This is a genomic window from Aestuariibaculum sediminum (genome assembly GCF_014596945.1).
Lineage (GTDB): Bacteria > Bacteroidota > Bacteroidia > Flavobacteriales > Flavobacteriaceae > Aestuariibaculum > Aestuariibaculum sediminum.
On record NZ_JACVXB010000005.1, the window covers coordinates 115,906 to 136,243 of the forward strand.

The 20,338-nt window shown below is 35.6% G+C and carries 15 protein-coding genes; 8 read left to right on the forward strand and 7 right to left on the reverse strand.

Annotation, left to right across the window (positions count from 1 at the left end; translation table 11 throughout):
• Positions 1-19: 19 nt before the first annotated feature.
• Genes proB through ICJ83_RS12340 form a run of 7 tightly spaced genes read right to left on the reverse strand, consistent with a single transcriptional unit; the run spans position 20 to position 6,804 of the window.
• Positions 20-781, reverse strand: coding sequence for a glutamate 5-kinase (gene proB, locus ICJ83_RS12310; protein ID WP_188230819.1), 762 nt, complete (start codon positions 779-781; stop codon positions 20-22).
• A complete protein-coding gene (locus ICJ83_RS12315) occupies positions 781-1,977 on the reverse strand; it encodes a glutamate-5-semialdehyde dehydrogenase (RefSeq protein WP_188230704.1) in 1,197 nt (398 codons plus the stop codon). The genes proB and ICJ83_RS12315 overlap by 1 nt, the downstream gene beginning before the upstream one ends.
• A 59-nt stretch (positions 1,978-2,036) precedes the next feature.
• Complete coding sequence (locus tag ICJ83_RS12320; RefSeq protein WP_188230705.1) at positions 2,037-3,176, reverse strand: aspartate aminotransferase family protein; 1,140 nt, start codon at positions 3,174-3,176, stop codon at positions 2,037-2,039.
• Between the two features lies 1 nt (position 3,177).
• Complete coding sequence (proC, locus tag ICJ83_RS12325; RefSeq protein WP_188230706.1) at positions 3,178-3,969, reverse strand: pyrroline-5-carboxylate reductase; 792 nt, start codon at positions 3,967-3,969, stop codon at positions 3,178-3,180.
• Positions 3,970-4,021: 52 nt separating this feature from the next.
• A complete protein-coding gene (gene argC / locus ICJ83_RS12330; RefSeq protein WP_188230707.1) occupies positions 4,022-4,999 on the reverse strand; it encodes an N-acetyl-gamma-glutamyl-phosphate reductase in 978 nt (325 codons plus the stop codon).
• A gap of 3 nt (positions 5,000-5,002) precedes the next feature.
• Positions 5,003-6,178, reverse strand: a complete 1,176-nt coding sequence (locus ICJ83_RS12335) for an argininosuccinate synthase (protein WP_188230708.1) — start codon at positions 6,176-6,178, stop codon at positions 5,003-5,005.
• A gap of 8 nt (positions 6,179-6,186) precedes the next feature.
• Positions 6,187-6,804 (reverse strand): GNAT family N-acetyltransferase, encoded by a 618-nt coding sequence (locus tag ICJ83_RS12340; protein ID WP_188230820.1) that lies wholly within the window; start codon positions 6,802-6,804, stop codon positions 6,187-6,189.
• Positions 6,805-7,963: 1,159 nt separating this feature from the next.
• On the opposite strand from ICJ83_RS12340, the gene ICJ83_RS12345 reads away from it, so the two are divergent.
• The 8 genes from ICJ83_RS12345 to ICJ83_RS12380 all read left to right on the forward strand — a co-directional run bounded on the left by ICJ83_RS12345 (position 7,964) and on the right by ICJ83_RS12380 (position 20,338).
• Positions 7,964-11,179: a SusC/RagA family TonB-linked outer membrane protein gene (locus ICJ83_RS12345; RefSeq protein ID WP_188230709.1), complete on the forward strand. Its 3,216-nt coding sequence runs from the start codon at positions 7,964-7,966 to the stop codon at positions 11,177-11,179.
• Positions 11,180-11,197: 18 nt separating this feature from the next.
• Positions 11,198-12,790: a RagB/SusD family nutrient uptake outer membrane protein gene (locus ICJ83_RS12350; RefSeq protein WP_188230710.1), complete on the forward strand. Its 1,593-nt coding sequence runs from the start codon at positions 11,198-11,200 to the stop codon at positions 12,788-12,790.
• A gap of 178 nt (positions 12,791-12,968) precedes the next feature.
• Positions 12,969-14,876, forward strand: a complete 1,908-nt coding sequence (locus tag ICJ83_RS12355; protein ID WP_188230711.1) for an alpha-L-fucosidase — start codon at positions 12,969-12,971, stop codon at positions 14,874-14,876.
• A 48-nt stretch (positions 14,877-14,924) separates the two neighbouring features.
• Entirely contained in the window at positions 14,925-15,980 is a 1,056-nt protein-coding gene (locus tag ICJ83_RS12360; protein WP_188230712.1) for a glycoside hydrolase family protein, read from the forward strand.
• A gap of 42 nt (positions 15,981-16,022) precedes the next feature.
• On the forward strand, positions 16,023-17,420 hold the full coding sequence (locus ICJ83_RS12365) for an alpha-L-fucosidase (RefSeq protein WP_188230713.1): 1,398 nt from the start codon (positions 16,023-16,025) through the stop codon (positions 17,418-17,420).
• 11 nt (positions 17,421-17,431) lie between these two features.
• The gene (locus ICJ83_RS12370) at positions 17,432-18,130 is read left to right on the forward strand and encodes a DUF459 domain-containing protein (RefSeq protein WP_188230714.1); all 699 of its coding nucleotides are present in this window, start codon (positions 17,432-17,434) and stop codon (positions 18,128-18,130) included.
• A gap of 22 nt (positions 18,131-18,152) precedes the next feature.
• Positions 18,153-19,616, forward strand: a complete 1,464-nt coding sequence (locus tag ICJ83_RS12375; RefSeq protein WP_223154769.1) for a sulfatase — start codon at positions 18,153-18,155, stop codon at positions 19,614-19,616.
• A gap of 116 nt (positions 19,617-19,732) precedes the next feature.
• Positions 19,733-20,338, forward strand: coding sequence for a TetR/AcrR family transcriptional regulator (locus ICJ83_RS12380; protein WP_188230715.1), 606 nt, complete (start codon positions 19,733-19,735; stop codon positions 20,336-20,338).

The window sequence follows — 20,338 nt, forward strand, 5'->3', positions numbered from 1 at the left end:
TACCTATCAAGGCTTCTATTTATTTTATTTTAGTAAACGGCACTTTATTTTCCATAGCATTTAATATAAAATTATCTTCCAATCCATTAACAATCCAGGTTTCTATATTTGCTTTTTTGGCCAAATCTGCCGCTTCAATTTTAGACTGCATGCCGCCGCTACCGTGCGATGATTTCGAATTGACCACTTCACTCTGTAACGCTTCAAAATCCTCAACAACTTTAATAGTTTCCGGCGTTCCGTTTTCCATAGATACTTTCGTATAAATACCATTTGTATTTGTAGCGATAATGAATAAATCAGCTTTTAAAAGCGATGCCGTTAAGGCTCCCAACTTATCATTATCACCAAACTTAATTTCATCGGTAGCAACGGTATCATTTTCGTTTATGATTGGAATATAATTATTGTTAACCAGAACATTAATGGTATTGACAATATTAGTACGGCTTTCTTTTTTTTCGAAATCGGAATAACTTAACAAACACTGCGATGTTAACAAGCCATATTCCCTAAAAATCTCTTGATAAATTCTAATAAGATGTGGCTGACCAATAGATGCCAAAGCCTGTTTTACAAACACATCTTTTTGTTTGCTTTCCAACTTTACAAATTGCTTAGCCACAGCAATAGCACCAGAACTTACAATAACAAATTCACAGGTGTCTTTTAATTGTGAAATTTGATGTGCTAAATCTTCTATTTTACCTCTCGAAATATTATCGGTTTCCTTAGTTAAGGTGTTCGATCCTACTTTGAGTAATATGCGTTTTTTTTTCATCATCGAATTTGTCCGTTACCAAATACATACCACTTATTGGTTACCAAATGCTGTAAGCCTATTGGCCCGCGTTGGTGTAATTTATCGGTGCTAATGGCTAATTCGCCACCAAGACCAAGTTGCCCCCCATCGGTAAATCGGGTTGAGGCATTATGGTAAACCGCAGCTGTATCAACATTTTCCATAAACATTTTAGCATCGGTATCGTTTGTTGTTATTATTGAAGACGAATGCCCACCAGAGTATTTATTAATCATAGCAATAGCGTCTTGTGTTGAATCGATTTCAGCCATGGCAATTTTAAAATCCAGAAACTCTTCATACCAAATAGCATCATTACTTATGGCTTCTACACCTTCAAATGCAACTATATTTTCATCGCCCAATATCTTAACATCGAACGCTTTTAATTTTGAAATTAAAGCTTTAATAAAAGCTTTTTTATTAGGAAGATTTTTGTCAATTAATACTTTATCCAAGGCATTACAGGCTGAAATTTTAGCCGTTTTAGCATTGATAATTACACTTAAAGCGATATCTAAATCGGCTTCTTTATGTACATAAACAAAGTTATTACCACGACCACTAATAATAACAGGGCAGGTAGCATGCTGTTTTACAAAAGCAATTAAACGCTCGCCACCACGAGGCACAATTAAATCGACTTTTTGTGTGGGCTGCTCTAAAAATGCCTGCGTTTCAGAACGATTAAATTGTAAATATTCTACCCACTCGGTTGAGGCGCCGTTCTCTTTTAAAGCTTCGTGCCATAAGTCCACAATTTTTAAATTGGAATTGGTGGATTCTTTTCCGCCTTTAAGTAAAATTTTATTACCCGACTTAAAAGCAATTCCAGCAGCTTCAACAGTTACGTCCGGTCGGGATTCGTAAATAATAAGAACCGTCCCAAATGAGGCTGTCTTGTTATACACCTGCATACCATTATCGTGTTTAAAACTAAAACGCTCAACACCAACAGGATCGTTCTGCGACGCCAAATGCCTTACCGAAGCAATCATTTCATCTACTTTTGCATCGTTTACTTTTAAACGATCGTACATAGAAATATCGTCGCCATTATAAGCCTCTAAATCGCCTTTATTAATTTCGATTAAAGTGTTTCTTTCACGCTCTAACAAAGCTGCCATTTTAAGTAAAACGGCATTTCTTGTTTCTATGGATAATAAGGTGTTCATTTTTATTTTTCTTATGTCATTACCAATTCTATTGAAACGACATGTTATTTTATTAGTCTTTAAACCTCAACAGCCTCCAATTCTTTTTTTAGAGCTTTAAAAAACTGATCGACATGCTCTTTAGCGATAGTTAAAGGTGGTAAAATTCGCAAGAGTTTTTTATTGGAAGCACCACCTGTAAAAATATGATGGTCGTAAATTAATTTTTTTCTTAAATCGCCTACTTCAAAATCGAATTCCAGTCCTAGCATTAAACCTCGGCCTTTTATATTTTTTATTTGCGGAATGGTTTTAGCTATTGAATTAAAATATTCTGAAACGTTATTCACATTATCGATTAGATTTTCATCTTCAATGGTATTTAAAACTGCCAAACCTGCGGCACAAGCTAAATGATTTCCTCCAAAGGTTGTTCCGAGCATACCATATTTTGCTTCTATACTTGGGTGAATTAAAATTCCGCCAATAGGAAAACCGTTCCCCATACCCTTTGCAATTGAAATGACATCTGGAGTTACATTATAATGCTGAAATGCAAAAAACTTACCTGAGCGCCCATAACCGGATTGGACCTCATCGGCTATAAAAAACGTGTTGTTCGCTTTACAGAGTGCGTCAACTTGCTCATAAAATTCGGCTGTAGCCTGATCTAAACCACCTACACCCTGAATAAATTCCACAATTACGGCACAAACATCGCCTTTTTCTAATTCAGTTTTAACACCTTCAATATCATTAAACTCTAAAATGGTAACTTTTTGCTGAGCATTTATCGGCGCAATAATATTAGGGTTATCGGTAGCAGCAACCGCTGCCGATGTCCGTCCGTGAAATCCATTTTTAAAAGCAACAACTCGTGATTTATCTGTTTTAAATGAAGCTACTTTTAAAGCATTTTCGTTGGCTTCTGCCCCCGAATTACATAAAAACAAGTTGTAACCATCGCATCCTGACAGGGCTTCCAATTTATCAGCCAACTCAACCTGTAACGGATTTTGAATGGCATTAGAATAAAATCCCAAAGCAGACACTTGATTGGTTATGGCCTCAACATATTTGGGATGCGCGTGCCCTATAGAAATTACCGCATGACCTCCGTAAAGGTCTAAATATTCTGTATTATTTTCATCGTAAACATGAATTCCGTTTGCGGAAACAGGTGTTACATTGTATAATGGATAAACGTCAAATAATGGCATTTTAATTTTTTTTAATCTGATTAATTTTTTCAAATGAAGCAACAATGCCTTGAATTAAAGCCGAACTCAATCCGTTGTGCTCCATCGCATTTAAACCTTCAATAGTACATCCGCTAGGTGTGGTAACACGATCGATTTCCTGTTCGGGATGTTTCCCACTTTCAATTAATAAACTAGCAGCCCCATAGCAGGTTTGTGTCGCTAATTCATGCGCTTCATGAGCTTCAAACCCTAACTGAATAGCACCTTGCGTTGTCGCTCGAACTAAACGCATCCAGAAAGCTATTCCACTGGCACAAATAACCGTTGCCGCCTGGATTAATTCCTCTGGAATAACTAAGGTCGTTCCCAACTGATTAAAAATATCCTGTGCCAGACTAACTTTGTCTTGGGCTTTATCATTTGCTGAAATGCAGGTCATCGATTTTCCAATAGAAATCGCCGTATTTGGCATGGCACGTATTATATTTTTATCACTACCAATAATCCCTTCAATTCTAGGAATTTCAACACCTGCAGCTACCGAAATTATTAGATGCTTATCGGAAATCTTACTTGAAACATCTTGTAGAACTTTATCAATATGTTTGGGCTGTAGTGCAAAAATAACAATATCCGATTGTTCAACTGCCCAGGCATTATCGCTTGTTACAGTCACATTATCTATATTTTTAAATGCCTCAAGACTACTTGCTTTTCGGCTACTTAAAAACAACGAAAATGTATTATTTTTTATCAGGCCGTTTGCAATCGAACTACCTAAATTACCTATTCCTATTACTGCTATTTTCATAGTAATCAGTTGTTATTTTTATTTTATGGCATTGCTTAAAGGTCGTATTTTACTAAAAATAAGTCGCCTTTAAATTTAAGCCTGTGGTTTCTTTTAATCCAAACATTAAATTCATATTCTGAACTGCCTGCCCCGAAGCGCCTTTCAATAAATTATCGATAATACTCGTAATTAATAACTTTCCGTTATGTTTATGCAAGTGTATTAAACATTTATTGGTATTTACCACTTGCTTTAGGTGCAATGCATCATCGGAAACGAAAGTGAATTCCGCATCCTGATAAAATGCCTTGTATAATGCTTTTGCTTCTTCAATTGTACCTTCAAAATCGGTATATAGGGTTGCAAAAATTCCTCTTGAAAAATTTCCGCGATTAGGCATAAACAAAATTTCCGAATCAAAATCATTCTGTAATTGTTTTACCGATTGGTTAATCTCTCCTAAATGCTGATGCGTAAACGGCTTGTAATAAGAAAAATTATTATCGCGCCAGGTATAATGCGTCGTTGCCGATAATGAAGTTCCTGCACCCGTGGCACCAGTAACAGCATTAATATGCACATCGTTCTTAATCAATCCAGCATTTGCCAATGGTAACAACCCTAATTGAATAGCCGTAGCAAAACACCCTGGGTTTGCAATATAATTAGCTTTTTGAATAGTTTCTGTTTGCAATTCTGGTAATCCATAAACAAAGGTTTTACCCTCAAAAACTTTATCGTCTTCTAATCTGAAATCGTTTCCTAAATCGATAATTTTTGTGCTTTCAGAAAAACTATTATTTGATAAAAACTTAACCGAATTACCATGCCCAAGACACAAAAATAAAACATCAACTTCTGGGTTAATTGTATCGGTAAACTCTAAATCTAAAGTTCCTACAAGATCTTGATGCACTTTACTTATTTTATTTCCAGCGTTAGAGGTACTGTATACAAAGTTAAGTTCTGCTTGGGGATGATTGATTATTAATCGAATCAACTCGCCTGCAGTATAACCTGCACCACCAATAATTCCAACTTGAATCATAATCTAAGAGTTTACCTGTTGATAAATTTTATTTTGGTTACCAAAGATTTTAATAAATCCTTTAGCCTCATCGGCGGTCCAGCCTTTATTTTCTTCTCCGTAACTTCCAAATTTCGCACGCATTAAATCGTGTTCTGAAGAAATACCATCTAACGTAAAATGATAAGGTTTTAAACTTACTGTTACATCGCCACTAACTTTGTCCTGACTACTTTGTAAAAAAGCTTCCATATCGCGCATTACTGGGTCTAAATATTGCCCTTCATGTAAATGCATGCCGTAAAAACTAGCTATATATTCTTTATGCTGAAGCTGCCATTTTGTTAACGTATGCTTCTCTAAAAGATGGTGTGCTTTTAAGGTAATTAAAGCACCCCCTGCCTCAAAACCTACGCGTCCCTTAATACCCACTATAGTATCGCCCACATGTATATCGCGACCAATAGCATACGCCGAAGCCAGATTATTCAGGGTTTCAATGTTAATTTCAGGGTCATTTTCTACACCATTCACAGCAACAAGTTCCCCTTTTTCAAAAGATAGTTTTACCTTTTCTTCTTCGGTGTGCTTTAACTGTGATGGATATGCTTCACTTGGTAATGGCTTTTCAGATGTTAAGGTTTCTGATCCACCAACACTCGTTCCCCAAAGTCCTTTATTAATAGAATATTTGGCCTTTTCCCAAGGCATATCGATACCATTCGCTTTTAAATAGTCGATTTCTTCCTGTCTTGTTAATTTTTGATCCCTGATTGGTGTTATGATTTCAATTTCTGGAGCTAATGTCTGGAAAATCATATCGAAACGCACCTGATCGTTTCCTGCCCCTGTACTCCCGTGAGCAATATATTCAGCACCAATACTTTTGGCGTATTCAATAATTTCTATCGCCTGCACAATACGTTCTGCACTTACAGATAACGGATAGGTATTGTTTTTCAACACATTTCCAAAAATTAAATACTTTACCACTTTTTGATAAAATGTGGCTACGGCATCAATATTTTTATATGTTGACACCCCCATTTTATAAGCATTGGCTTCTATTTTATCGATTTCAGTTTTCGTAAAACCACCTGTATTTACGCTTACCGCATGTACATCATAGTCTTTTGACAAACTTACTGCACAATACGATGTATCTAAACCGCCACTATAGGCTATAACTAATTTTTTCATCTGTTAAATTACTTTTGATCTTTTTTTTTTAAGAACATGGTTTCCTTAATATGTTTTAGTCTATTGAAAACCTTCTCTTTAATTTTTTTGTTTTTCTCTTCTTTTGCTTTGGGGTCGTACAACATACCTGTGCACAAACACATTTTTCTGTTGGTACGTGTTAAAACGTCATAATTTCTACAGGTTTGACAACCATCCCAAAAGGTAGAATCATCGGTTAATTCTGAAAATGGAACAGGCTTGTATCCCAAATCACTATTCATTTTCATTACCGCCAACCCCGTGGTGATACTAAATACCTTGGCATCAGGAAATTTTGTTCTAGAATGCTTAAAAATTTTATGTTTTATTTTCTTGGCCAAACCTATGTTCCTGTAGTCTGGATGTACAATTAATCCTGAGTTTGCTACAAATTTACCATGTCCCCAAAGTTCGATATAGCAAAACCCAGCAAATTTATCACCATCTAAAGCGATAACAGCATTACCATTCTCTAGTTTTTTAGTAATATATTCGGGCGTACGTCGTGCAATACCAGTACCTCTAACAGCTGCTGATTCTGCAATGGTTTCGCAGATATCCTCTGCGTATATAGCATGTGATTTATTGGCAATTACTACCTCGATGTTTTTCATAAACCAATCTAGGTTATAAATAAAATATTATGATTTAAAATTTTGCTTGTTTTTGAATCCGAATAAAATTAATAGATTTTAGCCTAAACACCTTAAACTGTTAAAGTGAATTTACAATCTGATAATGTATAATATGGATTCTTTTCGCTCGGGGAAGCAGGACTCACCCACTTCAAAATAAAAAATTAGACCCTCAAGGGGCGGCGAAAACGACGTGCAGGAATAAACGCGTTAGAAAATATGCTCAATAATTGAACATTAAACTGTGTAAAAATATAATTTGCCGTTTTCATAATAGTAACTCTAAATCGTCGGCCTAAGCCCCTTTCGTTAACTAGATACTGCAATATTACACATTTTTTTTAAACTAAAACACGACAAACAGTAAAAAGCAAAATGTTTTGATAAAAATTATTAAAATACCTCCGAATTGTATTTTTTGTTTAAAACAAACCCCTTGGATTACACTTTAACTGAATATTACACAAAATAACCTTAATAAAATCTTTTGATTAATACTTTAAATATCTACTCAAAATCTAACAATTTTGATATCCTAAATATCAAAATATCAGAATTAATAATTTTCTAATGTTACTTTCTAATTCTTCTAACGCTGCCAAGAGGCTCCTTTATAAAATTATAAAGCAATAATCGAATTGCTCGCTCATTTTATTTAAGCCTGGATACTACAAAAAGTGCAATCATTATATGTACAGCATAAAAAATTAGGGCTTTCGCCCTAATTTTTTATTTTTTTAATATATTTACCAATAGAAAATTTTTACAAAAACCGATTAAGAAGCAATTTTTATACCGCTAAAGTAATGTAGTTTAACAACTAAGAATTACCCCGAATCACCTATTATTATTGACTTAAAAGAAAAATAATAAAAGAATTAAACTGTATAAAATGTAAATATTTTTATGGAAATCGTAAATAAAGGAATATGTAAAACACATTAACCTTTTAAAGAATTCACAATCATTTTACCGAAAGATATAACTTACAAAGTTTAAATATTAACAAAAACAATAAGCCTATGAACAAAGAAATTTTATAATCCCTAAACCAATTGATTAAAAATTTATGAAAAATGAAAACAAACTTTCGTTTAACTAATAATTACTAACCACTAAAAACAAAAATATGAAACAACCTCTAACCAAGAGACGCTTTCATGGCGCTTTTAAGCACCATTTAAAAATCAAGCTAACCACGCTTTTCGTTTTTACGCTCATATTTAACACACGAGCAAATACAACCTCAGACCCGACTAAACCAAATATTTTAACTGAGAATTTAACTAATAACAACATTCCTTTTGCTTCCAAAGCGCAAAACCAGACAAAAGTTTCTACTCAAAAACTAAACATATCAGGTATAATTACCGATATTAATAACCAACCTTTACCAGGTGCTACTGTACTTGAAAAAGGAACAACAAATGGAGCTCAAAGTGATTTTGATGGTAGATTTAGCCTACAAATATCTAATCCCAATGCGGTTTTAGTAGTATCTTATATTGGTTTTAAAACCCAGGAAATTTCTATTGGAAACCAAACACAATTCAACATTAAATTAGAAGAAGATTCTGCAGTACTTGACGAAGTAGTTGTTGTAGGTTACGGTACGCAGCAAAAAGCAAATGTAACTGGAGCCGTTTCTCAAATTTCAGGAGAAAAGTTACAATCAAGACCTGTAACAAATGTTTCTGCTGCATTACAAGGACAAATTCCAGGTGTAACCGTACAAGCACAAGGAGGTGCTCCTGGTGCAAATTCGGCTATTACCATTCGAGGCTTATCATCTTTAAACGGAGGAGGCGCCTTAGTAATTGTAGATGGTATTCCGGGAAACCTGAATAATGTTAACCCAGATGATATTGAGTCGATCTCTGTTCTAAAGGATGGTGCTTCGGCTGCTATTTACGGTTCGCGCGCTTCTGGCGGTGTTATTTTAATAACCACAAAAAAAGGAAAAACAGGGAAAACAACAGTTACATACAATGGTAATTCTGCAATTCAAACCCCCACCATTGTACCTAAACAGCTAGATCCAATTGATTCTGCTATTTACGGAAACCTGGCATTTGCTAATGCTGGCCGTGGTACGTTGTATCCTCAGTATGTTCTTGATGCGTTAAACGACCCGAATGTATCTGCTGTTGCAAATACGAGTAACACCAGAGATTTCTTCTTTACAGGCGATTTCGATTGGACTGAGCATTTTTACAATTCAAGATTCCAACAAAACCATTCCTTAAGTATTGCTGGTGGTAGTGAACAAAACACCTATAATATTTCTGCTTCTTGGTTAGACCAAGATGGTTACTTTTCTAAATGGGGACCAGATAACTTCGACCGCTATACCTTTAGAGTTAATTTAAGCAATAAACTAATTCCAGAAAAATTAACATTAAACACCAATATTAGCTTAACATCGAACGACCGCCTACAATCTTCACTTCAAGCCGGTGTAATACAGAGTGTTTTTCAAGCAGGTAGAAATCAAGAAATTTATGACCCTAATGGCAACTATTCTCGATACAGATTTCAGCAAAATACCCTGCAATTATTACAGGAAGCTGGATTTGACGAAGACAAAACCCACAGAATGGAAGGTCGCTTAGGCCTGAACTGGAACGTTACAAAGGAGTTTTCGGTTGAAACCTTATTAGGTTACAATATTCAATGGCAAAAAGGAACCTTGTTCGGCCGTGGTTATTACAAACACAACACCGAAGGAGATATCGTCGATCCAAATGGTGTGCCCAGATGGGTAAACCAGCCAACCCGTGTTATTTTAAATAACGGCTACAACAGGTTTTACACCACCCAGGCCATTGCCAGATATAAAAAGTCATTCAACAAACACAATATCGAGGTATTGGTGGGTGCTTCTGCTGAAGAATCGTATAACGAAACTAATTCTACACAACGCTTTAATATTAACGGAAACGAACTTGCCGCCCTAAATTTAGGTGATCCTGACACGGCACAAAACAGTTTTGGTATTGGAGAATGGGGAATTTTATCTCAATTTGGTAGAGCTGTTTATAGTTTCGACAATAAATACATTGTTGAAGGAACGTTTAGAAGAGATGGTTCTTCTAGATTTTCAGATGAAAATAAATGGGGATTCTTCCCTTCGGTATTGGCTGCATGGCGTGTAAGCAACGAGTCTTTCATGCAAAATATAAAGGCTATTTCTAATTTGAAATTAAAAGCATCTTATGGTGAAACTGGTAACCAAAGTGGTATTGGTCTTTACGATCATATTAACACCATTACTCCAACAGGAAATTTATTATTACCCGATGGTGGAGGTATTCAACCCATTTACAGAAACCCTCAATTAGCATCTCAAGATCGAACTTGGGAAACCGTTAAATCTTTTAACTACGGAATTGAATTAGGCTTTTTAAGCAACAGATTACAAGGTGAATTTAACTATTTTGTTAAGCGTAATGAAAACATGTTAATTAACATCGATGTACCTTCAATTATAGGTATTGGTGTACCTACTAATAATAACGGTGAGTTAGAAACTAAAGGTTGGGATGCTCAAATTTCTTGGACAGATACCGTTGAAAGTATTGGCCTTAAATATAGTATTGGTGCTAATATTTTCGATCAAACCGATAAAATTGTTTCTCTTGATCAGGAAACAGTTAACCTAGGTACAGGCATTAGAAACCTTCAAGGTTACCCTTCAAACGGTATCTTCGGATTTAGAACAAACGGCATATACCGAACTCAGGAACAATTCGACAACGGTGTTAGATTTAATAATGGCGTTGAAGAACTTGGAGACATCGAATACGTAGACATTGATGGCGATGGTCAAGTATCGAACAACCCAGACGACATCGCTTATATTGGCGATTTAAAACCTAGATATGTTTACGGGTTTAACTTTAGTGCTGAATGGAAAAACTTTGATTTTTCGGCATTCTTCCAAGGCGTAGGTAAACGCAATTATTATTTAAATGCAGATGCTGTTGGTCCATTTAGAAACCCATGGGACAACTGGGCATTTGCAGAACTAGGTGACTACTGGACACCAGACAACGTTAATGCCAAGTACCCAAGACCACTAGCCCGTGGTACTAACTTTAGATTCTCTGATTTCTGGATGCAGGATGCGTCTTACATCCGACTTAAAAACCTACAAGTAGGTTATAATCTTGCAGAAAAGCATTTAAGCAAAATAGGGTTTAAATCTTTTAGAATTTATTTCAGTGGTGAAAATCTTTGGGAAAAAACCAACCTGATTTTATTCGACCCAGAAATAAATTCTTTAAATGGACGAGCATATCCATTAAACAGAAGTTACTCTTTAGGTATTAATGTTTCACTTTAATAATTAAACATGAAAAAAATGAGAATTAAATATATATTAGCGATACTTGTGCTTAACATGACCATTGTAGGTTGTGACGACATATTAGACAAGTATCCACAAGACGAACTATCTGGATCGGTATTCTGGAAAACCGAAAACGATTTTAAAGCTGTAGCCAACGATTTATATTCGGCTTACAATCTAATTTCAATCACAGACGGAAACTCTATAGATTACTTTTCGAACAGCAATGTGAGTAGAGGGGCTCACGACGTCCCAAATACCGATGGTGTTTGGAACAGTGCTTACGCTATAATAAGACGTGCTAATTTTCTAATAGAAAGTGCAGAGACTTCAACAGTAGAAGAAACCATTAAGAACCGTTACATTGGAGAAGCACGTTATTTTCGAGGATTAGCTCACTTTTTACTGGTACAACGTTACGGAGACGTACCTTTAGTTGAAACAACCTTAGATTTTTCAGAGCTTGAACCAGAAAGAGATTCCAGAGCAACAGTAATTAATAAAGTTGTTGAAGACATTGAATTTGCCGCTGCAAACCTACCAAATGCAACAGATGCTGCTGGAAGAGTTTCTAGAGGTGCTGCCTTAGGCATGTTAAGCAGAATAGGACTGTACGAAGGTACTCATGCCAAATACCACAACTCAGGAAGCGATGCTAACACTTTATTAACAAAAGCCAAAAATGCAGCACAAACGGTAATAAGCGAGGCCAACTATTCGGTTTTCCAATCGCCTTTGGACGAAATTTTCTTTGATGCGAATCAAGATAATGATGAAGTTATTATTTCTATCGCTTATGACGAAAGTTACACCAATGTATCTCCAAGAGGAAGAGGTCATGTTATCGATGCGGTTCAAGACCCTACCAAATACTTAGCAGATGCTTTTTTATGTACCGACGGATTACCAATAGATCAATCACCACTTTTCCAAGGTTATGGTTCCTTAACCACGGAGTTCGAAAACAGAGACCCTAGAATGACTTCTGTAATTTGGGAGCCTTACACTACTTTCGACAACTCACCATTAGTTCCAGATTTAACCCGTACCTCTACCGGTTACTGGCCTAAAAAACCTGGAGACCCAATTGCACAGACTGTAACATTTGTTTACACCGATGTTATCATCATGAGATTGGCAGAAGTATTACTTAATTACGCTGAAGCAGCGTACGAATTAGATGGAAGTATTAGCGACAGCGATCTTGACTTTTCTATTAATAAACTACGAGACCGAGTTGGGATGGTTCATTTAACAAACAACCATGTTACCATTAATAATTTAGACATGAAAGAAGAAATTAGAAGAGAGCGTCGTATAGAATTATCTGGTGAAGGATTTAGATATAATGACATAATTAGATGGAAAACAGCCGAAAACGTACTAGCTAATGCTGTTTTAGGCGCTAAATTCCAGCAATCGGATTATCCTAATTTAACCGTTGGAACCGACGTTAATTTAGACGCAGATGGATTTATAATTGCCGAAGATAGTAGTGTTAGAAATTTTGATGCTTCCAAGCATTATTTGTTCCCATTACCATTAAGAGAATTAAATTTAAATCCAAACTTAGTGCAAAACCCTAATTGGGGAGGTAGCAACTAATTCCATAACATAAGTATTTGTTGAGTTAATTTCTTAAACGAGCACCATTTGCTACGGCATGGTGCTCGTTTTTTTTATGAAACCATATACTAAAATTAAATATTTAGGGCATTAGCCCTAAATATTTAATTTTAGTATATTTACAACCTGAAAGTGAATCTGAAAAACAAAAGAAATAATGATATTGAAACATTTAAACCTCCTTACTCTAGTTATTTTATTTTGCGCTGGCAACATTCATGCACAATGGTCTATTAAAGGAACAAAAACCGATAAAAACGCAAGATGGAACCACATTCAATTTTTTAGCGATAAAGATTGGAACTCCAGTAATTTTGCTTCAGAAAAAGACATGAAATGGTTTAACGATGCTAGATATGGTATGTTTATTCATTTCGGCCTATCGACATACATTAAAAAAGACCTTAGTTGGGGCATGTGCTATACCCGAAAAGCTCCTGACGGAGGTCATGGCCCGATTGCAGACTCGGTTTGGGTTACCTATCCTGAACAATTCGAATTTAAAAATTTTGATGCTAAAAAATGGGTGCAAATTGCCAAAGATGCAGGTATGAAATACATTGTTACCATAGCAAAACATCATGACGGATTTCATATGTGGGACACGAAATATTCCGATTTTAAAGTGACTAACACACCTTTTGGGCGCGATTATTTAAAAGAAATAGCTGATGCTTGTCATGAAGCCAATATGAAATTTGGTATTTACTATTCACAACGTGACTGGTATCACCCCGATTACGCCCCAATTGACACCTCTTTAGTTGTTAGACAAAATGAAGCGCCTTATTACAGGCCAAAACCTGAAGTTGATAAAGTGTTACCTGGACCAACTCATGAAAAGTATAAAGAATACCAGTTTAATGTGGTTAGAGAATTATGCACTAACTACGGAAAAGTAGATGTTTTTTGGTTCGATGCCTCTTGGTGGGGCGGAATGTTTACCGCAGACATGTGGGATTCTGAAGCGCTTACCAGAATGATACGCGAATTACAACCAGGCATAATTATTAACAACCGTGCTTCCATACCTGGCGATTTCGATACACCAGAACAAAAAATAGGCATGTATCAAGAACGACCTTGGGAAAGCTGTATCACCTTAACGCATTCTTGGTCGTATTCTGATACACCACCGAAATCGAAAGAAAATATCATTAAAATGATAACCTCTACAGCCTGCGGAAACGGCAACATGCTCCTCAGCTGGGGATCAAAATGGGATGGTGCTTTTGATCAGGATGAAGTAGAACGCCTGGAAGAGGTTGGTAAATGGATGAAAAGCTACGGACAATCGATTTACAATACAAAAGGCGGACCGTGGTATCCTCAAAAATGGGGAGGCAGTACCTACCAAAACAAAACCATTTATTTACATATTACCAATAAATCGCTTAATTCTTTAAAACTACCAGGGATAGCTTCAAAAATTAAAAAAGCTAAGGTGTTAACTGGAGGCGAAATAAGTTTTACCCAAAATAAATCGGAAATAGTATTTAATCTTTCAGAAGTAAATAAAACGGAAGAAACGATTATTATTGAACTTACCTGCAAAAAGACTATTACTGGTATGTTTGGCTCTGAGCTTTCTAATTCGTTATTTTCAGATCCTTCATACGGTAACATTATATCTAACAATGCAACATTTACATTAAGCTCTCAATCTGATGAAGATGATTCGAAATTCCATAGTTTATTGTTTTCAAACAAACTTTTTAATAGTCCTTTTGCATTTCATACGAAAGAAGAAAAAGAGTCTTATACCGTCGTCGACTTAGGGAAAAATTATACTGTTAAGGGGGTCGATATTTTTAATCAGAAACATTATTTAACTAAGGATCTTAATTTTAGTGTTCTTATTTCTAAAGATGGGAATAACTGGAAAAAAGTTGAAGATAAAAAAGGTAGCTTTTATCACTGGGAGGTGCCTGTAACCCAATTTAATGCTGGCATTGAATTACCAGGGGTAGAGACCAGATTTATAAAAATAGTGGTTACCTCATCAAATCCAGCCGCACTTCATCTTAAAAAGATTCAAGTTTACGGTACAGATATTGATAATTAGAAGTCTTATGCTTTATCAAACAAAAAACATAAATCAAAATACAGTACATTGAAACAATTCTTAATCGCTATAGCCACAATATTCACTACAGTCATGGTATACGGCCAGAATATGACATCCTTCGCCGACCAATGGGAGTTTATTGGTACTGCCATTAATGAACCAGGATATACTATTTGGGGTACATCACCTATTATGGATGAAGACGGTCATGTTCATTTGTTCGTTGCAAGATGGCCATGCGAACTAAATGTAGATCCAGGTTGGCGTACGCATAGTGAAATTGCTCATTATATAGGAGACAATCCCGAAGGTCCTTTTAAATTTTCAGATATAGTAGTAGAAGGCGATATTAATATTATAACTGAATCTACTCAATCTATAAAAAAAATATACGCACCTCATAATCCAACGATTAAAAAGATTAACGACCAATATGCTCTACTTTATATTGTAAATACCGGAATTGAAAAACATCCATCAAATCAATATATCTGTATGGCGGTTTCAAAAAGTTTAAATGGTCCTTGGAAAAAAGTTGGAGATAATGGTAAAATACTTGACACACCTAATAACCCCGAATATTGGAATTATAAGGCAACTAACGGCGTAAATAACCCTACGCTGCTGCAACACCCTAACGGCGGCTATTTTTTATATTTTAAATCTGAAAAAGCCAAAATGGGCTTAGCGATTGCTGAAAACCTTTCAGGCCCATACATCCAAATGCCTTTTCCTGTAACAGCCAACAACCAATCTATTGAAGATGGTTACGCTTTTGTGTACAATAATCAGTTTTGCCTACTTACAACAGACAACCATGGCATTATTGAATCTGGTGGTGGTATTCTTTGGAAATCTGATGATGGCATTCATTTTAACGATTACGAAAAAGGATTTCATCGTATAAACCAATATACCAACATTAATATGAAAGACGTTGCCGTGCATTATGGCCCAAAAAACAGAACTTATGCAAAATTTGAACGCCCTCAAATTTTATTTCAAAATAACCAACCTGCATATGTATATATGCCATCAGGCACCAACATTTTTGGAGGTGATTGCACCGTAAGTTACATTCTGAAATTCAAAGAAAATTAGAACAACTCAAATTGAAAAATATACTTTAGAAACAAATTCATCATGGCTAAAAAATTATCCTTAGGTATTTATTTTATTTTATTATTTGCGAGCAGTATGTTAGCTCAAAACGATTATAAAGTTCCAATTCCCACTCAAGCACAATTAGACTGGCAAAACTCTGAATTGGTTGCTGTATTTCATTACGATCTTCACGTTTTCGACAATAAGAAGTACAACCAGAAAGAAAACAGAATTACACCTATAGAAGACATTAATGTTTTTAATCCAGAACAACTAGACACAGACCAATGGATAAAATCGGTTAAAGATGCAGGGTGTAAAATTGCCATTTTAACAGCTACGCACGAAACAGGTTTTGCCCTTTACCAAAGCGACGTTAACCCTTATTCACTAAAAGCAGTTAAATGGAGAGATGGCAAAGGTGATATTGTAAAGGATTTTGTAGAATCATGCAGAAAATATGGTGTAAAACCAGGAATATACATTGGAATTCGTTGGAATTCATTTTTTGGGATTCACGACTTTATGGTAGAAGGAGACAGCGATTTTGCCAAAAACAGACAAGAATACTATAACCGCATGTGCGAAGGCATGGTAGATGAACTAATGTCTCGTTATGGCGATTTAGCTATCGTATGGTTCGATGGCGGCGCCCATGGGCCGGAAAAAGGCGGCGCTGATATTTTACCAATTGCAGAAAAATATCAAAAGAGCATTGTTTTTTATCACAATACGCAAAGAGCTGATATTCGTTGGGGTGGTAGTGAATCTGGCACTGTGCCCTACCCTTGTTGGGGTAACTATCCGTTTCCTTACTCACATTCAACGAATCAAGAAGTTATTTTTAAAAACAACTTTCAGTTATTAAAAACAGGAGATTCTAATGGAAAATTTTACATGCCTGCTATGAGTGATGCGCCGTTAAGAGGCTACAATGGTCGCCATGAGTGGTTTTGGGAACCAAACGACGAAGCTCACGTTTTTCCTCTGAAAAATTTAATGCACATGTATTACAATTCGGTGGGACACAACTCTTCATTAATTCTTGGAATAACTCCAGATCCAAACGGTCTTGTTCCTGAACCAGATGTAAAACGTCTTAAAGAATTCGGTGACAACATTAAACGCAATTTTTCAAATCCGATAGCGCGCACTTCAGGAAACAAAACGAAACTCACAGTAAAATTACCTTCTACACAGAAGATCAATCAAATTGTACTTACTGAAGATATTACTCAGGGTGAACGTGTTAGAAAGTTTATTTTGGAAGGAAGAACAAAACAAGGTTGGAAAACTATTTTCGAAGGCTCATGTATCGGACATAAATTTATTCATAAATTCGATGACATAGATGTCTCTCAAGTACGTTTAAAAATAACCGCAGCTCAAGATAAACCTTTAATAAAATCATTTGAGATATTTCACCTTACCGACTAAAATATTAAGTCATGTTTAAAATACGTTTACTATATATACCAGTTGGTTTAGTAGCTTTTCTGCTCCTAGCTTGCTCTCCGCAAAAAACTAAAACGATAGCCTGTATTGGCGATAGCATTACGTTTGGAGCCAGACTCGAAAACCCAATTCAGGATTCTTATCCATCCAAATTACAGTCTCTGCTTGGAACAAATTATAACGTCATTAATTTTGGAGTAAGCAGTTGCACGCTTATTCGAAAAGGCAGCCCTAATGTTTGGCAACAGCTGGAAAACATAAGAGAGTCACAGCCAGACCTTGTTGTTATAAGTTTAGGAACCAACGACACTTGTGGTATGGGCACCTGTGGCTCAAGAGTATGCTGGGAGCATAACGATGAATTTGAGTCAGATTACGTTGATTTGATTCATGAATTTAAAAAAATCCCTTCACACCCTGAAATTTATATTTGTGCACCAACCCCCATGGTATTGGAAACGCCAGGGTTAAATAACGAACGCATACAAGGCTTAACTATTAGAAAACCACGTTTACAAAAATTAATAAGCATCATTCGGGCAGTGGCTAAAAAAGAGCAAGTTAACTTTATAGATTTAAACACACCATTAAATCATAAGCCTGAATTTTTCACTGTAAAAGATGGCGTTCATCCAAATAAAAAAGGCTATCTAGCTATAGCTGAAATAGTAGCGAAAGCCATAAAGGAATAAACTGATTTAACACCACCCAAGTATGATGACAAAGAACATAGCGTTGGCAACTATATCAGTATTTATAGCCTTATCCTGCTTTTCTCAAAAGAATAAAAATTCAAATGCAAACAAACCTAATATTGTATTTATTCTAGTTGATGATTTAGGATGGGCCGATTTAGGATATTCGGGAAGCTCTTTTTACGAAACACCAAATATCGATGATTTAGCAGCTAACGGAATTGTTTTTAACAATGCCTATTCTGCTTGCCCCGTATGCTCTCCTGCTCGAGCCTCAATTTTGACAGGAAAAACGCCTGCACTATTAAACCTTACAGATTATCTTCCAGGAAACAGACATTATGGTCCACATAAAGATCAGATGTTAACCTCCCACCCATTTGCTACACATCTCGAATTAAACGAATACACCCTTGCTGAATGCTTAAAGGATGCGGGGTACAAAACAATGATGGCAGGTAAATGGCATTTAGCCGAAGAACAAAAATACTATCCTCAATTTCAAGGATTTGACATCAATATTGGCGGTAATAAAACAGGACATCCTGCAGCAGGTTATTTTTCACCTTATAAAAACCCAGAGCTAACGGATGGTTATGAAGGCGAATATTTAACCGATCGTTTAACTGACGAGGTTATTCATTTTATTGAGCAAAATAAGAAACAGCCGTTCTTCGCTTATTTGTCGTTTTACACGGTGCATTTACCTATGCAGGGAAAACCCGATAAAGTTAAAAAATACCAACAGAAGTTAAATACAATTAATAAATCCAATGAAGAATTTGTTAAAAATGGTAAAACATGGGTAAAACAGCAACAAAATATGCCACATTTTGCAGCCATGGTCGAAAGTATGGATGAAAATGTAGGGCGTATTTTGGAAACTTTAAAGCGACTTCAACTGGATGAAAATACTATAGTCCTTTTCACATCCGATAATGGCGGCATGGCAACAAGCAATCGTACGGACAATATTCCAACAAGTAATTTACCTTTAAAAGCCGGTAAAGGATATTTATATGAAGGCGGCATACGCGTACCTCTTATCATTAAGAATGGGAAAAAATATAAAGGTCAAATATGTGAAACACCTGTTTCTGGTATAGATTACTACCCCACCCTGTTAGATTTAGCTAACATAAAAAACAGGATACCATATGATATAGAAGGTGTTAGTTTGAAACCGCTGTTAAGTAAAAAACCAATCAATGAAAGGCCGATTTTTTGGCATTACCCGCATTATAGTGGAGGTCTTGGAGGCACGCCTTCTGGCGCAGTTCGGCTTGGAGATTATAAATTGATTGAATTTTATGAAGATATGCATATTGAATTATATAACGTTAAACAAGACTTAAGTGAAGAGCATAATCTTGTAAATCGATACCCGAAAAAAATGCAAGAGCTTAAAACGCTTCTACATGAATGGCGAAAAAATGTGGAAGCATTAATGCCCTACCCAAACCCAAATTATATAGCAGATTGATGTCTTTGTACTTCGATTTACATTAGGTTCTTTTAAATTCGCAATACACTATTTAGGGCAAATGCCCTAAATAGTGTATTTTTTTTTATATATTTGCCTAATCCACCTAAACATAGATGAATACAAAACAAAAAATCATAAACCAAGCAATTTCACTTTATAATGAGCTTGGTCTCCGCAATGTTACAAGTAGAGATATTGCTAAAAAAATAGGTATTAGCCATGGAAACCTCGAATATCATTTTCCAACAAAAGAAGATCTCTTATTGGCTATTTATGAAAACATGCGAAACGAAATTTCTATCGTTTACGAAATAGAAGACATATCTAAAGATCCTATTTTACAATTTAATGAGCTTCTTTTACACTTAGAAACATTTCAGTCGAAGTACCTATTTTTCAATTTAGATGTTTTAGAAATTTCTAGGAATTTTCCGAATATAAATAACCTTTTAAAATCCACATTAAGAGTTAGACGCACGCAAATGACGCACTTTTACAAACGTTTTAAATCCTATGGCTATCTAAAAGATGAAATCATTCCCGGAAATTATTTAAGGCTCCAACATACGATTCGCATTCTTATTACCTTTTGGAATTCGCAACAAGAAATATTTCCAAAATTCACTTCAGAACAAGATCCGAGGTTAGCAACTTACGTCTGGGAGCTTGTATTGCCACATCTTACTGAAAAAGGTAAATTAAAATATCATAAACTTTAA

What these genes read in the sequence shown, in the direction of transcription:
- ICJ83_RS12345 (WP_188230709.1), top strand. Translation starts at nt 7,964, where the DNA reads ATGAAACAACCTCTAACCAAGAGACGCTTTCATGGCGCTTTTAAGCAC.
- ICJ83_RS12370 (WP_188230714.1), top strand. Translation starts at nt 17,432, where the DNA reads ATGTTTAAAATACGTTTACTATATATACCAGTTGGTTTAGTAGCTTTT.
- ICJ83_RS12315 (WP_188230704.1), bottom strand. Translation starts at nt 1,977, where the DNA reads ATGAACACCTTATTATCCATAGAAACAAGAAATGCCGTTTTACTTAAA.
- proC (WP_188230706.1), bottom strand. Translation starts at nt 3,969, where the DNA reads ATGAAAATAGCAGTAATAGGAATAGGTAATTTAGGTAGTTCGATTGCA.
- ICJ83_RS12365 (WP_188230713.1), top strand. Translation starts at nt 16,023, where the DNA reads ATGGCTAAAAAATTATCCTTAGGTATTTATTTTATTTTATTATTTGCG.
- ICJ83_RS12355 (WP_188230711.1), top strand. Translation starts at nt 12,969, where the DNA reads ATGATATTGAAACATTTAAACCTCCTTACTCTAGTTATTTTATTTTGC.
- ICJ83_RS12375 (WP_223154769.1), top strand. Translation starts at nt 18,153, where the DNA reads ATGATGACAAAGAACATAGCGTTGGCAACTATATCAGTATTTATAGCC.
- ICJ83_RS12350 (WP_188230710.1), top strand. Translation starts at nt 11,198, where the DNA reads ATGAGAATTAAATATATATTAGCGATACTTGTGCTTAACATGACCATT.
- proB (WP_188230819.1), bottom strand. Translation starts at nt 781, where the DNA reads ATGAAAAAAAAACGCATATTACTCAAAGTAGGATCGAACACCTTAACT.
- ICJ83_RS12380 (WP_188230715.1), top strand. Translation starts at nt 19,733, where the DNA reads ATGAATACAAAACAAAAAATCATAAACCAAGCAATTTCACTTTATAAT.
- ICJ83_RS12320 (WP_188230705.1), bottom strand. Translation starts at nt 3,176, where the DNA reads ATGCCATTATTTGACGTTTATCCATTATACAATGTAACACCTGTTTCC.
- argC (WP_188230707.1), bottom strand. Translation starts at nt 4,999, where the DNA reads ATGATTCAAGTTGGAATTATTGGTGGTGCAGGTTATACTGCAGGCGAG.
- ICJ83_RS12335 (WP_188230708.1), bottom strand. Translation starts at nt 6,178, where the DNA reads ATGAAAAAATTAGTTATAGCCTATAGTGGCGGTTTAGATACATCGTAT.